Below are 15182 nucleotides of genomic sequence, written 5' to 3' on the forward strand. Positions count from 1 at the left end.
CTTCCTTGTTGCAACGTGCAGAACCCCTGCACAGGGATCGGATCACACCGGCCATTCAATGGAACGTGGCGGTGGAGAATTTCACCGAATAGCCATTTTTCTTCAGCGCCTTGCCGATTTCGGTCGCGCCGTCATCGCGGCAATACTTCAGGTCCTTCACGCCATACTTTTTCAACGAACGCATCGACGGCACCCAGACCCCGGCGGATGTCGAATACGAGTACTCGCCAGTCACGGCGTCCAGCGTGTAGCTTTCGTCCAGATCGAGGGCGCTGACGGCCTTCTCCGAATCGGCGAGCAAGGCGATATCCACGCCAGCGCGAACATAGAAGTCCGACTCGTCGGCATGAAATGCCTTGAGCCAGGCCGCATACGCAACCACCAGCCCCTCCGGGATGTTCTCGGCGCGCATGGATCGCGCCTCGTCTTCCGGGTTGCCGAGGCCGCCGTGCCACGCGACCACCGAATCGCATTCGATCTTCAGATGCTGTCCGGCGATGGCCAGATAGCTTGCGCACGCGGAAACGCACACTCCTTTCACGTCGACTTCGACATCCGGATGCTTCTGGATGTCCCTGGCAATCTTCAACGCCACGGAAGGGTAACCACCGCTGCTGTTGAGCAGCACTCTGGTAAAGCCACCCCTGGCGACCGCCAAATATTGTTCGTACGAACCTTTTTCGATGTCCCCCTCGAACCGTATGGTCGAGCCGGAAGACCGGGTCCATCCAGCCCACACGCACTGACTGAACAGCACGGTGATGATCAATATTCCGGCCATGAAGCCATGTTTTTTCATGCGTATTCCCGAACAGATCCGTTGCCGGAGCCGCACCTCCGTAATGATGTCGATGCACCCGCTTGCGAATGCGGGATGTCGCGCTCCGCTGTGGCGGCGGCAATCGGGAAGCCGCCGTTTCCCATGATGGCGGAGCAGGCCTTCCCGCTCTTCATGGCGAACAGGCGGGCCGTTCGATGCCCAACCGGATCACCCTTCCCGCCGCGGCTACTGTCTCCGGCCGGTGCGCAATCACGATCCGGGTGATCCGCAACCGCTGAACCGCCGCGTTGACCAGGCGTTCCCGCTCCAGATCCAGATGGCTGGTCGCCTCGTCCAGCACCAACAGCCGCGGTCGCCGATACAGCGCCCGCGCCAGGATCACCCGCTGCTTCTGTCCGCCAGACAGGCTGGAACCCATGTCGCCGACGAGGCTCTGGCAAGCCATCGGCATCGCGGCAATATCGTCATGAACGGCGGCAAGCCGCGCAGCGGCTTCGATCCGCATCGGCGTTGCCTCGGGGTCGAAGAAACTGATGTTGTCCGCGATGCTGCCCGCGAACAGCTGGTCGTCCTGCATCACCGCGCCGATCCAGCGGCGATAGACATCGAGCCCCAGCTTGCGGATGTCGACACCGCCAAAGCGCACCTCGCCTTCCGTGGGGGCAAGCAACCCGAGCATGATCTTGGCGAGCGTGCTCTTGCCGCAGCCACTGGGCCCGACGAAAGCCACGGACTCGCCCGCATCGATGCGCAAGTTGCAATGGCGAAGTATCCACGGCTCGCCTTCGGCGTAGCGGAAGCTGACGTTACACAACTCGATGCTCGCCTCGGGAGCCGGCCCGTCCCATGAGGACGACGAGTTTTCTTCCGGCGCGGTCAGCGCGATGTCCGCCACTCGCTCGGCATGCAGCTTCAACATGCTGAAATCCACCCATTTGTCGATCAGCCCACCGGCGCGGCTGGTGAACTGGTCGGCGTACGCGATGAAGGCGATCAGCATGCCCGCGGAGAACTCGTTCTTCAGCGCCAGCGTGGCAGCGATCCAGATCATCGCCACGCGACCCATACCGAACATCAGCTGGTTGCTGAGGACGAAGGCGATGCCCAGCCGCTGGATGGCGATGTCGCGGTTGGCCGTGGACACCGTGGCATTGGCGTAGCGCGACAGCCGCTCGTCCTGCTTGCTGGCCAGCTTGATCGGCATCGCGCCGCGGATGGATTCCAGCAGCTCGCTCTGCTGGCGGGCGCCGTAGACGATCTGCTCCTCGCTGGCGCGCCGCAGCGGACCGAAGAAGCCCCAGCGGACCAGCCCATAGACAAGGAACAGGCCAGCCACCAGCGCAGTGAGCCCGATGCTGTAGAACGCCATCACCACCAAGGTCACCAGCGACATCAGGCCGTCCAGCAGGGACCCGATGAACTGTGTGGTCAGCGTGCGCTGAATGGTCTGGATCGAGCCGAAGCGGGACACCACGTCGCCGACATGCCGCTTCTCGAACCAGTCCAGCGGCAGCCGCATCAGGTGGGCGAACAGGTTGCTGGCCCATTGCACGTTGAGCGTGGCGCCCAGCCAGGTGACCGCCCACGAGCGCGCCGCCGTGACCAGCGCCGAGAAGATCGCGATGCCGATGAAGCCCAGGCCCAGCAAGGTCAGCAGGTCGCGATCGGCCGATACCAGGACCTGGTCCATCACCCATTGCAGATAGAACGGCGCAGCCAGCGCGAACACTTCCAGCGCCAGGGCCAGCATCAGGATCTGCGCCAACGCGGGAACGAGGCCGCGCACCCGGCCGGTCAGCGCGCGCATGGATACCGCCTGGCGTTCGCGCACCGGAGCGAAGTCGGCCATGGGATTCAGCTCGAGCGCCACGCCGGTGAAATGGTCGGACGCCTCCTTCATGCTGAGTTTGCGCAGGCCGCGCGCCGGGTCGTGGATTACGATGCCGCGCCTGCGGACACTCTTCAGCACCACGAAATGGTTGAGATCCCAGTGCAGCACGCAAGGCGTTCTGAGCTGGGACAGGTCGTCCATGTCCAGCTTCAAGGGGCGGCAGGCCAAGCCCAGCTGACCTGCCATCGCCATCACTCGAGCCAGCGTGGCGCCCTTGAGCGAACTGGAAAAGCGCCGACGCAAACCGGCCAGATCCACGTCGTGGCCATGATGATTGGCGATCATGGCCAGGCAGGCCAGGCCGCATTCGGCAGCCTCGGTCTGCAGGACCACCGGCAGGTGACGTGACCAGCCGAACTGCAGCGGAAGGCGCGCGGCGGCCGCCACGGGAACGGAACGGTTGCCGTCAGCCATGCGCAACTGCTCTTCCGCAAGCCACGTGACCGACAGATGGCAGGAGGCCCAAGGCCATCATGCGGGTGTCGCCTGGAGTCCTCACCACGGTCTCGACTCCATGCATTCCGCGACCCGTCCTGCGAAATCATCAGACGCCCACCGGGTCGCTCGACAGCGAGCCACCGCCGCACAACGAACCGGTGCGGTATCAGCCGTGGCGAAACCCATAGAACTCTCCCAGAACGACCGCGCGGCGCGGTACTTTGCAGAGCAGCAGAAAGATGATGCACACGTCGCCGCTCGCGGCGGTTCCATTCAATATGGACAGCGACGAAAGCATGGGCAGGTATGGGGCGGGCACCATCCAGGCCAGGGGAAATGGCAGCAGCGTCAGCACCAGCATCGGCATGAATGCCACCATCACCGCTTTTGGCCGGCTCAATTCGCCCAGATAGGCCACATAGGGAAGATGCGTTTTCGGATCAAATCCCATGTATGAGCGTTCGCCACGACCGGAACCGGGCAATGCCAGCAAGTGAATGAACTCATGCACGATGACTATGCCGACCAGAGTCCCGATGAAGATGCCGGGAGGTTGGTCAAAGACGCCAAGAGCCCAGCTGTGCGGCCACAGCAGCGACCAGGCGAGGTACAGGCATGGCCCGACCAGAAGCAGTCCGAGCAATGTTGCCACGACGTGCAGTCGCCCATAATTCTCAATCAGCCGATTCGCATCGGACAGATCACAGCCAACCTGAGGCGGAAAACCATACTTGAACTTCATGCTGTCAGTCCGCAAGGATTCATTGAAACCGCCACATGAATTGAATGCATGTGGCGGCAACGTCATTCAATCATCGGATGGTGATGATTGAATCAATCGTTGATGTGTTTCAGCTGATAAGCGTCATAGGCAATCATGCCCACATCGAAAAGGGCCAGCGCGACAACGACGATGAAACCACCGTTGACCTGCTCGACTTCATTCATGCTCAGTTCCTGCATTTTCTTTACTCCTTTGGTTTTAGGCAGATCGCTCTGCGGATATCGGCCAGCAACCTCATCTTCATTCGATGAGGCTGCAGCCAATTTTTTTGCCACCACTACTATCCTGGCGACGGATTACCGGTCCGCCGAAACGTGATGCGCCATGCCGTAAAGCGGCTCGAATACCCACTCGATCAGGCGACGGCGCTCCATCAGCACGTCGGCCTCCAGAGCCATTCCGGGCTTGACCGGTTCGGGCCGCCCATAAGCCATCACCTGCTGGCTGTCCAGCTTCACTTCGATGCGATACAGCGGCTCGCGTGCCTGCTGTCCGATCAGGGCATTGACCTCCGCCACGCCCAGGGCACTGCGCGAGATATCGCTGACCCTGCCGTATTGCTGGCCGAACTTCTGGTAGGGGAAAGCCTGGTAGCGCAAGACCACCCGGCTGCCCGGTTCGATGAAGCCGATGGCTCGGCTGGGCACCAGCAACTGCGCCTGCAGCGAGGAGCCCGCCGGAAGGATGGAGAGCAGCGGCTGGCCGGCGGCGACCATCTGCCCCTCCTTCAGCAGCACGGTGGAAACCACGCCATCGCGCGGCGCGCGCAACACCACCGCCCGCTGCATTTCGTTCTGCGCCGTCGACTGGGCCAGGGCGGCGAGTTGCCGCTCGGTATCGTTGCGCTTGCCTGCCTCGTCCAGCGGCAGGCGCGCCAGCTGCTGCTGCGCCTCGTCGTATTGCTGGCGCGCATCGAGTTGCTGGCGCAACAGCGTCTTGTACTGCGCCTGTGCGTCGAGCACCGCCGCTTCCTGCTGCTGGATCTGCACCGCAGATACGAAGCCCCGTGCGGCGAGCGGCTTGATCTTCGCCAGCATCTGCTGGTTGCTGGTCACCTGTTGCTGCTGGATCGCCAGCTGTCCGGCGATCTGGGTGAGCTGCCCCTGCAGCAGGGCCATCCGCGACCGCAGGGCGTCGCCCTGCTGCTCGCCCAGTTGCTGCTGATTGACCAGATCGGCCCGCAGGCGGGCGCGCTGGATCTCCAGTTGCCTGCCGACCAGCGCATGGGTGTCGCCCAGCGCCGCGCTGTCCTGTTCGCTGGAAAGGCGCAGCAACACCTCGCCTTTCCTGACCCGCTGGCCGTCGCGCACATTCAGCCGGGTGATCGTGCCGGCGTCGGGAGCCGCGACGTTGAGCAGGCCGGCGCTGGGCACCAGCTGCCCCACCACGGTCTCACGGCGGGTGTAGTGGCCAAGAAAGAGGAACAGCAGAATCACCGTGGCCAGCGTCATCGCCAGCGTGGTCAACAGCCAGCGCGACAACGGCGCGGCCACGATGATCGAACCGAGCCACTCGCCGCGTCTGGCGTCGATGACTTCCTGGCGAAACAGTCCCTGTGACAAAACCATCCTTCCCTGACCAGCAATCCACGATGAGCCGAACAGGCTGCACCCGGCACGAAAGCCGCGCATTGTTCGGATCATGTCCCCGCGGCGCCATAAGACAGTTTCTTATTGACGAAGCGGTTCCTGCCCGCCGACCGCTGCAGCACATGCCGGCCCGCCGCCACAACCTTTCCCCGCAACAAGGACTTGCAGACGGATTCCACCACACCGCCGGGAATGCCTCGTGCGTTCGCAAGCCACCCGCACACGCGGCCGAACTGTGAGCTGGATCAAGCCGGACGGGTGTTGCAAGACGCGATGGCCCGGCCCGCGCCGGTCACAACCTCGACCCGATCGCCACAACCACCGGCCGACAAGCTCCCGCGGAGACGTCCGCGTCCGGCCTCGCGAAGGCCGTCGCTTGCGGACGGAGTTCCCTCCGCCCCGGGATTCATTGGCCGTTGGTCTCAAATTCGCTAAGCTTCTGCGGCTCGGTCGCCAGTCCGGCGAAGCCTCCCTGGGGATCTCTTGAGCATCACCGCAGCAAACCACAACAGCCGATATCCGCTGCTCACTGCGATCCTGCTCGCGCTGGTCGTGGCGGCGATGAACATCGGGCTGTGGTGGTACGGCAACCTGCCGCATGGTCCGGATGACTGGCACGGCAGGATCGGCGGTTTCTCGCTGTCGGTATTCCAGCGCTACCAGAGCCCGTTCAAGCAGGACTATCCCAGCAGCGACGACATCGCCGCCGACCTGAAGCTGCTGCACAAGTACAGCGACCGCGTGCGCACGTACACCATGCAGCAGAACCCGCAGCTGTACCGGCTGGCGCAGGCCGAAGGCCTGAAGGTGATGGCCGGCGCCGAGATCGACAAGCGGCTGGACAACAACGAGCGCGAGATCGAGCTGCTGATCGCCAAGGCGCGCGCCTATCCGGACACGATCACTCGCGTCATCGTGGGCAACGAGGTGCTGTTCCGCAACGACCTCACGCCGGAACAAATGATGACCTACCTGGACCGGGTGCGCGCCGCCGTGCACCAGCCGGTGTCGATCGCCGAGCCGGACTACATCTGGCTGAAGTATCCCGAGCTGGCCCAGCACGTCGATTTCATCACCATCCATCTGTTCCCGTTCTGGAACGGCATCGCGCGCAAGGATTCGGTGCCGGCCGCGCTGGGTGCCTACGACCAGGTCCGCCAGCACTTTCCGGACAAGCCCGTGGTGGTCGGCGAAATCGGCTGGCCGTCGAACGGTGACCGGCACGAGTACGCCGATCCGTCGGTGTCCAACGAGGCGATCTTCATCCGCGACTGGATGAACGTCGCCAAGCAGCAGCACATCGACTACTACCTGCTCGAAGCGTTCGACCAGCCGTGGAAGGAAAACCTGGGCGAAGGCCGCACCGGCGCGTACTGGGGCATGTTCAACGCCGACCGCCAGATGAAATTCCCGCTGACCGGCCCGGTCACCGAGGACACCGGTTGGCCGTGGAAGGCACTGGCCGCCAGCCTGCTGGCGCTGCTGCCGATGATCCTGTTCGCCCGCCGCTTCAGCCGCTTCCGGCTGATGGGCAAGCTGTTCTTCTGCGCGCTGATCCAGCTGGCCTGCGGCCTGCTGACCTGGTCGGCCACGCTGCCGTTCAACTTCTACCTGAGCTGGGTCGACTGGACCATGCTCACCCTGCTGTTCCCCGCGCAGATCGCGATCCTGGCGATCCTGCTGATCAACGGCTTCGAGTTCACCGAGGTGCTGTGGCGGCCGAAATGGATGCGCCACGCCAGCATGCTCACGCCCGATCCGCCGGAAAAGCAGCCGTTCGTGTCGATCCACCTGGCCTGCTACAACGAGCCGCCGGAGATGGTGATCATCACCCTGGATTCGCTGGCCGCGCTGGATTACGCCAACTTCGAAGTCCTGGTGATCGACAACAACACGAAGGACCCGGCGGTATGGCAGCCGGTGCAGGCCTACTGCGAGAAGCTGGGCAAGCGCTTCCGCTTCTTCCACCTGGAACCGTGGCCCGGCTACAAGGCCGGCGCGCTGAACTTCGGCCTCAAGGAAACCGATCCGGCCGCCGACGTGGTGGCGGTGATCGACGCCGATTACGAGGTGCGCGCCGACTGGCTGGCCACGCTCACCGGCTACTTCCACGACCCGAAGGTGGCCGTGGTGCAGTGCCCGCAGGCGCATCGCGAGTTCGAGCACAACGCGTTCCGGCGGATGACCGCGTGGGAATACGACGGCTTCTTCCGCATCGGCATGCACCATCGCAACGAGCGCAACGCGATCATCCAGCACGGCACCATGACCATGGTCCGGCGCACCGCGCTGGAAGGCACCGGCGGCTGGTCGGAGTGGACCATCTGCGAGGATGCCGAGCTGGGCCTGCGCCTGATGCACGCGGGCTACGAGCTGGTCTACGTCGACGAGCTGATGGGCAAGGGCCTGACCCCGGCCGACTTCAAGGCGTACAAGAGCCAGCGCTACCGCTGGGCCTTCGGCGCGATGCAGATCCTCAAGGGGCGCTGGGATTGGATGACTCAGCGAGGGCCGCTCTCGGCCGGCCAGCGCTTCCACTTCCTCACCGGCTGGTTCAGCTGGTTCGCCGACGCGCTGCACCTGATCTTCACCCTGATGGCGCTGTTCTGGACCGCGGGCATGATTGCGTATCCGCAATACTTCAGCCTGCCGATGCAGCTGTTCCTGATCCCGGTGATCGGCTTCTTCTTCGCCAAGGCGATCTTCGGCATCGTGCTGTATCGCGCCCGCGTCCCGTGCAGCTGGTACGACACGCTGATGGCGTCGCTGGCCAGCATGGGCCTGTCCCACGCGATCGCCCGCGGCATCCTGCACGGCCTCACCCGCGAGAAGACCTCGTTCGTGGTGACCGCCAAGAGCCGGCGCCTGGGCGGCAGCAACTTCGCCGCCTTCGCCCCGGTGCGCGAGGAGCTGCTGATGGCGATCGCGCTGGCGCTGTGCGTGATCGGCATGGCGCTGGGCTACGGCACGCGCTACATCGAAGGCACCTTGTGGATGTTCATCCTCGCCGCGCAATCGATTCCGTACGTGTCGGCGGTGATCGGCGCGTGGATCGCGCACAAGGCGGGCGACAAGGCCGGCTGATGCGCCATCAGGCGCGACGCGCTTGTCTTGATGTCGCGCTGATCAGGCCATTCATACGAAGCGAACACCAACTTCGGTAAGCTGCCCGCACCCCGCGAACACGCCATCGAGGACGGAACCCCACGCATGCGCCGATCCCCACGACGCCTGAGTCTGCTGCTGCCGCTGCTGCTGTTGGCGACACCAAGCCACGCCGGCGTGCAGTTGACGGTGGATGGCGTGGCGGACCCGCTGAAGGCCGCGGCGATTTCCGGCGTCGAGCTGTCGCAATACGCGAAACGCGAGGTGAGCGACGCCCAGGTCCGGCGCCTGGTCGAACGCGCACCCGACCAGGTCAGGGCGGCGTTGCAACCCTACGGCTATTACGACGCCACCGTCACTGACGAACTGCAGCAGGTCGGCCAGGACTGGCACGTGATCCTGCATGTGAAGCCGGGCGAACCGGTGAAGGTCACCGACGTCGAGCTGCAACTGGACGAATCCGCGTCGAAGCTCGCCCCGCTGCGCCGGGCCCGCCGCGCGATCGAACGGCTCAAGGGCCAGACCCTCGACCACGGCGCCTACGAACGCGCGCGCGACGCGCTGAGCGCCCAGCTCACCGCCAACGGCTTCCTCGACGCGCGCCTGGTCACCCATCGCGTCGAGGTGACCCGCGCCAACCACAGCGCGGCGATCAAGCTGGCATGGGATGCGGGCCCGCGCTTCCGCTACGGCCGGGTGCACTTCGAGGGTTCGCAGTTCAACGACGGTTTCCTCGACCGCTACGTGCCGTTCAAGTCCGGCGACTACTTCGCCCAGGACCAGTTGCTGGCCTTGCAGCAGGCGCTGAACGGCGCTGACTACTTCGCGGTGGTCAACGTGCTGCCGGACATCGACGAGGCGAAGGACGGCGTGGTCGACGTCACCGTGCAGCTGGCGCCGGCGAAGCGCTCGATCTACACCGGCGGCCCGTTCATCGGCACCGACACCGGCTTCGGCGTGCGCGGCGGCCTCGAGCGGCGCTGGGTCAACCGACGCGGCCACAAGTGGAAGAACGAGCTGGTGCTGGCGCAGAAGCTGAAGACGCTGTCCACGCTGTACTCGATCCCGATGCCCGGCGACAACCAGCGCAGCTACAACGTCGGCGCCAACTTCCGCGACGCCAACACCGCCACCTCGCAGTCGCGCACGCTGGAGCTGGTGGGCAACGAGACCCGCCAGTGGCATGGCTGGACCCGCACCCTGGGCGTGCATGCGCTGGCCGGCACCTTCACCGTGGGCAAGCGCGGCAGCGAGCCGGACAACACGCCCGGTATCGAGCACGGCCGCAGCACCCTGGTATTCGGCGAGGCCTCGCTGACCCGCAAGCAGGCCGACAACCCCGATTTCGTGCGCCGCGGCTGGCTGCTCGGCATGGCCGTGCGCAGCACCGCCGGCGACCTGCTGTCCGACGCCAGCTTCAGCCAGTTCACCGCCGACGCGAAGTGGATCCGCGCATTCGGCGCGAAATCCCGCAACCGGCTGATCCTGCGGGGCAGCTTCGGCATCACCCACACCGACGACTTTTCCGCGCTGCCGCCGCAGCTGCGCTTCTTCGCCGGCGGCGACCGTTCGGTGCGCGGTTACGGCTACCAGTCGATCGGCCCGCGCAACAGCGACGACCGCGTGATCGGCGGCACCAGCCTGCTGGTCGCCAGCACCGAGGTCGAGCATTACTTCACCCGCAACTGGGGCATGGCCGCCTTCATCGACGCCGGCAACGCGTTCCGCGGCACCGACTACCGCCCGAAGATCGGCGCCGGCCTGGGCCTGCGCTGGCGCTCGCCGGTGGGCATGATCCGTGTCGATCTGGGCACGCCGATCCACGACGACCGCGCCCACGGCATCCAGCTGCATCTGGTGATCGGACCGGATTTGTGAGTGGCTGGCACAGGCGGCCGCTCACAGGCGATCCAGGGATGGATCGCACGCGCATCGACCACGCCGTGGTCGATGCGGCGGAGCCGGGTTCGTGCAACGGACCCGGCGAGTTGCAAAAGGGCAGGACTGCCCTTTTGCAACTTTGGGTAGAAGGTGGCATCGCAAGAAGTAAAAAACGCAATAACCGAAGGAAACGGAAGGCATCGTATTCATGAAGTGGTTCAAGCGCATCGCCATCGCCTTCGCCGCGCTGCTGCTGGTCGTGGCGGCGACGCTGTGGTGGCTGCTCGGCACCGGCGCGGGCCTGCGCTTCGCGCTGGCGCGGGCACAAAGCGCCACCGACGGCGCGCTGCAGGTGCGCCAGGCCACGGGTCGACTTAGCGGCCCGCTCGATCTCGCCGGCGTGCGTTATGACGACGGCAAGGGCACCGTGGTTTCGCTGGCGAAGGCGCATCTGGATCTACGCCTGTGGCCGCTGCTGGCCAAGCGCGTCCACGTGCTGGCGCTGGACGCCGATGGCGTCGAGGTGAGCCTGCCCGCGCCTGCCGCCGACAAGGCCAAGAGCAGCGGCAGCTTTTCGCTGCAGCCGCCGTTGGAGATCATCTTCGATCGCGCGCACGTGGGCAGCGTCAAGGTGAGCCAGGCCGGCAAGCCGGTGTTCGCCTCGGACCGGCTCGACCTTGCCGGCCGCTGGAGCAACCAGGGCATCGAGGTGCGTCAGCTGGCGCTGCAGGCGCCCGATGGACACGTCAACCTGGATGGCCTGCTGGTGCTGGGAACGCCCTACCACGGCAACGGCAAGGCGGCCTTCGCCTGGAAGGTCGGCACCGTCGAATACGCCGGCAGCCTCGACGTGCACAGCGACGGCAAACAGGCCACGCTGGATTTCAGGCTCACCGCGCCGACGCCGCTGCGGTTGCAACTGGCGCTGACCCAGGGTGGCGACTACGCCTGGACGGGCAAGCTCGACGCGCCGCGCTTCGATCCGCAACCCGTGCTGGGCGAAAGCCCGCTGAAGACCGTGGCGCTCGCGCTGCAAGGCCATGGCGATCGCTACAGCGGCACGCTCGATGGCCGGCTGGAGCTCAACGATTACCAGCTCCTGCTGCAGCCGCTGCGGGCGTCGCTCAGCCGCGATTTCCAGGTGCTCACCCTGCAGCAGCTCACGCTGGGCTCGCCGCAGATCAAGGGCAAGCTGGAAGCCAGCGGCAACGTGCAGCTGGCCGCCAAGCCGCTCAGCGCCGAGCTGGACATCCGCTGGAACGAGCTACAACTGCCCGCCGACCTGGTCGGCCAGGAGCTGGCCAGCCAGGGCGAACTCAAGGCCAGCGGCAGCGTCGACAGCTACCGCGCCAGCGGCGACGTGCGCATCGGCCCGCCCGGCAAGCTGGCGGCGCTCACGCTCGACCTCGACGGCACACCACAACGGATCAACCTGCACACGCTGGCGTTGAAGCAGGCCAGTGGCGGCCTGCAGGCGAACGGCATGCTTACCCTGCAGCCGGTGCTGGCCTGGCAGGCCGAAGCCAGCGCCGACCAGCTCGACCCGGGCCAACTGTTTGCCGGCTGGAACGGCGCGCTGGATTTCGACATCGCCAGCCACGGCAGCCTGCCGCCGAACGGCCCGGACGCCACGCTGGAGATCCGCCGGCTGGGCGGCAGGTTGCGCGAGCGCAGCGTCAACGGCAGCGGCAAGCTGCATCTGTCACCGGACGAGGTGGTGGACGGCCAGCTGGAGCTGGCCTCGGGCCGCAGCAACATCCACCTGGTCGGCAAGCCCGGCAACAGCAACGACGTCGCGCTGGATCTGGCAGTCGCCTCGCTGGGCGACTGGCTGCCGGATGCCGGCGGACGTCTGGACGGCCATTTCACCATTGCCGGCAGGCCACCAGGCTTGAGCATCAACGGCCAGCTGCACGGGCAGGCCTTGTCATGGCAGCAGCAGAAGGCCGACAGCTTGCAACTGATCGTGGGCGTGCCCGACATCAGCCATCCCGCGGGCAAGATCGACCTGCAGACCCGCAACGTCTACCTGCAGGGCCTGCTGTTCGAGCAGGTGCACCTGCTGGCCGAGGGCAGCCAGCCCGATCATCGCCTGCAACTGGACGCCCGCGGCAGCCAGCTGTCGGGCCGGCTCGACCTGCGCGGTTCGCTGAAAGGTCCGCAATGGAAGGGCACCTTGTCCACGCTGGACCTGGCACCGCAGGGCATGCCGCCATGGCGGCTGCTGCAGCCGTCGCAGCTGGCCTACAACGACGGTGCGATGAGCCTGTCCGAACTGTGCCTCAGCGCAGGCGATCCGCAGCTGTGCCTGACCGCGAAGCAGGACAAGCCTGGCAACCTCGACGCCAGCTACCGGCTGCAGGCGCTGCCGCTGGCCCTGCTGCTGAATGCCACCGGCAATGCCGACCTGCCGATGCGCGCCGACGGCGTCCTGGAAGGCAGCGGCAAGCTGCGGCGCAGCGCGGCGGGTGCGCTCAGCGGCAACGCGTCGATCCATTCCGCGCAGGGCACCATCAGCTACACCGACCGCACCGACGAGCCTCTGCTGCATTACAGCCAGTTGCGGCTGGACGCGGAACTCGCGCCGGGCGGACAACGGATCGAGGCACACGCGGGACTCGATGACGGTGGCCGTCTGGACGGCCAGCTCACCATCACTGGCGCGCAGCAGGCGCTGGGTGGCCAGCTCGACCTGCGCCTGAACAACCTCGCCTTCATCGAGTTGTTCAGCAGCGAAGTGGCCAGGGTCAAGGGCGGCGCCAGCGGGAAGTTCCGCTTCGGCGGCACGCTGAAGCAGCCGGCCGTCATTGGCCAGGCCAGCGTGGTGGATCTTGCCGCGGAGTTGCCGTCGGCGGGACTCAAGCTGAGCGAAGGCCAACTCGTGGTCAGCACCAGCGACGCCCGCCAGTTCCTGATCCGGGGCAGCGTGAAGTCGGGCAAGGGCAGCGTGGCGATCAACGGCAGCGCCGGACTTGGCGAAGGGGCGCAAACCTCGTTGAGCCTCAAGGGCAGCCAGTTCACCGCGGTCGACATCCCCGCGGCCAAAGCCGTGATTTCGCCCGACCTCACCCTGAAGCAGGACGCCAGCGGCATCGAGCTCGGCGGTTCGCTGGCCATCGACAGCGCCGACATCAACGCGGAGAAATTGCCCGGCGCCGGCGCGACCCAGACCTCGCCCGACGTGGTCGTGGTCGACGAGAAGCAACAGCAGGAGGCCGCCAGCAAACTGCCGCTCAGCGCGGTGGTCAAGGTCGACCTCGGCCGCAGGACCCACGTGGTGGGCATGGGGCTGAACGGCACCGTGACCGGCGTGCTCACCGTGATCGATCGCCCCGGCCGGGCCACCACCGGCCAGGGCCAGATCGCGGTGAACGGCACCTATCGCGCCTACGGCCAGGATCTCGCCATCCAGCACGGCCAGTTGCTGTTCGCCAGCACGCCGATCGACAACCCGGGCCTGAACATCCGGGCGGTGCGCAAGCTCAACCCGAACGCCACCATCGACGAAGGCCAGGAAGTCGGCCTGCTGGTCTCCGGCACCGCACAGCGGCCGATCCTCACCGTGTTCTCCAACCCGGTGATGGAGCAGTCCGACGCGCTGTCCTACCTGGTCACCGGCAAGCCGCTGTCGCAGGTCAAGGGTGGCGAGGGCGACATGGTCGGCGCCGCCGCCCAGGCGCTGGGCTCGGCCGCGGGCGACCTGCTGGCCAAGAGCATCGGCTCGAAGCTGGGCGTCGACGACATCGGCGTGTCCAGCAACGAGGCGCTCGGCGGCAGCTCCGCGTTCACCGTGGGCAAATACCTGTCGCCGCGGCTGTATCTCAGCTACGGCGTGGGCTTGTTCGAACCCGGCGAAGTGATCACCCTGCGTTACCGGCTCAGCCGGCGCTGGAACTTCGAGGCCCAGCAGGCCACCGAATTCAGCCGCGCCAGCCTCAACTACCGCATCGAGAGATGATCAGCCGGCGCTGCCGAGATACAGCGACGGAGTCGCGCCGAAGCCAGCCTTGACGTAGCGCGCGGTGTCGTCCGCCAGCACTTCCGAGGCACCGGCCTCGACGCCGGCCAGCACCGCCTGCGCGACGTCGGCGGGCTTCGACTTCGGCGCCTCGACGGTCTTCACCATGTCGGTGTCGATGTAGCCCGCATGCACCGCGACGACCTGGGTGCCCTGCCCGCGCAGCTCGTTGCGCAAGCCGTTGGTGAGCGCCCACGCGGCGGCCTTGGAGACGGAGTAGTCGCCGGTGCCCGGCAGGCTGGCCCAGCTCAGCGCGGACAGCATGTTGACCAGCGCGCCACCGCCGTTGCGGCCCAGCACCGGCGCGAACGCGCGGCTCACCGCAAACACGCCGTAGAGGTTGGTTTCCATCACGGCGCGAAGTGCGTCCACGCCGTTGTCTCCGAGCAGGCTGTCGCCGCCGATGACGCCGGCGTTGTTGATCACCAGGTCGACGTCGCCACACTGCGCGGCGGCCGCGGCGATGTCGGCGGCGTTGTTGACGTCGAGTCGCACCGGCACCAGGCCGTCCAACGATGGCACGGTCGAGGGATCGCGCGCGCCGGCGTAGACCTTGCGCGCGCCGGCGGCCAGCAAGGCCTGCGCGTAGGCGAGCCCGAGCCCGCGATTGGCGCCCGTGACGAAAGCGACACTATTCTGGATTTTCATGAGTCGGAACCTCGGAGAAGTGGGAGTGGGACTTTGCTGGCCGCGAC

General features: G+C 66.0%; 9 protein-coding genes. 3 read left to right on the forward strand and 6 right to left on the reverse strand.

The features are described from left to right. Positions 1 to 55 precede the first annotated feature (55 nt). From ASD55_RS14920 to ASD55_RS14940, 5 genes are all read right to left on the reverse strand, one after another. Positions 56 to 799, reverse strand: a complete 744-nt coding sequence (locus ASD55_RS14920) for a hypothetical protein (protein WP_157599024.1) — start codon at positions 797 to 799, stop codon at positions 56 to 58. 151 nt (positions 800 to 950) lie between these two features. Then, a complete protein-coding gene (locus tag ASD55_RS14925) occupies positions 951 to 3086 on the reverse strand; it encodes a peptidase domain-containing ABC transporter (protein WP_056767295.1) in 2136 nt (711 codons plus the stop codon). A gap of 190 nt (positions 3087 to 3276) precedes the next feature. Beyond that, a complete protein-coding gene (locus tag ASD55_RS14930) occupies positions 3277 to 3852 on the reverse strand; it encodes a DUF3267 domain-containing protein (RefSeq protein ID WP_162248794.1) in 576 nt (191 codons plus the stop codon). Positions 3853 to 3944: 92 nt separating this feature from the next. Beyond that, positions 3945 to 4169 carry a hypothetical protein gene (locus ASD55_RS18550; protein WP_157599025.1) on the reverse strand — a complete coding sequence of 75 codons (225 nt, stop codon included), beginning with the start codon at positions 4167 to 4169 and terminating at the stop codon, positions 3945 to 3947. 21 nt (positions 4170 to 4190) lie between these two features. Further along, the gene (locus tag ASD55_RS14940; RefSeq protein WP_056767302.1) at positions 4191 to 5462 is read right to left on the reverse strand and encodes an HlyD family efflux transporter periplasmic adaptor subunit; all 1272 of its coding nucleotides are present in this window, start codon (positions 5460 to 5462) and stop codon (positions 4191 to 4193) included. Between the two features lie 504 nt (positions 5463 to 5966). On the opposite strand from ASD55_RS14940, the gene ASD55_RS14945 reads away from it, so the two are divergent. The 3 genes from ASD55_RS14945 to ASD55_RS14955 all read left to right on the forward strand — a co-directional run bounded on the left by ASD55_RS14945 (position 5967) and on the right by ASD55_RS14955 (position 14427). Beyond that, entirely contained in the window at positions 5967 to 8567 is a 2601-nt protein-coding gene (locus ASD55_RS14945) for a glycosyltransferase family 2 protein (RefSeq protein WP_056767305.1), read from the forward strand. Positions 8568 to 8693: 126 nt separating this feature from the next. Continuing rightward, positions 8694 to 10466, forward strand: a complete 1773-nt coding sequence (locus ASD55_RS14950) for an autotransporter assembly complex family protein (protein ID WP_056767312.1) — start codon at positions 8694 to 8696, stop codon at positions 10464 to 10466. A 211-nt stretch (positions 10467 to 10677) separates the two neighbouring features. Next, a complete protein-coding gene (locus tag ASD55_RS14955) occupies positions 10678 to 14427 on the forward strand; it encodes a translocation/assembly module TamB domain-containing protein (protein ID WP_056767315.1) in 3750 nt (1249 codons plus the stop codon). Here ASD55_RS14955 and ASD55_RS14960 read toward each other — a convergent pair whose 3' ends face one another. Further along, entirely contained in the window at positions 14428 to 15135 is a 708-nt protein-coding gene (locus ASD55_RS14960) for an SDR family oxidoreductase (RefSeq protein ID WP_056767318.1), read from the reverse strand. Positions 15136 to 15182 lie beyond the last annotated feature (47 nt).

Source organism: Rhodanobacter sp. Root561 (assembly GCF_001427365.1).
GTDB lineage: Bacteria > Pseudomonadota > Gammaproteobacteria > Xanthomonadales > Rhodanobacteraceae > Rhodanobacter.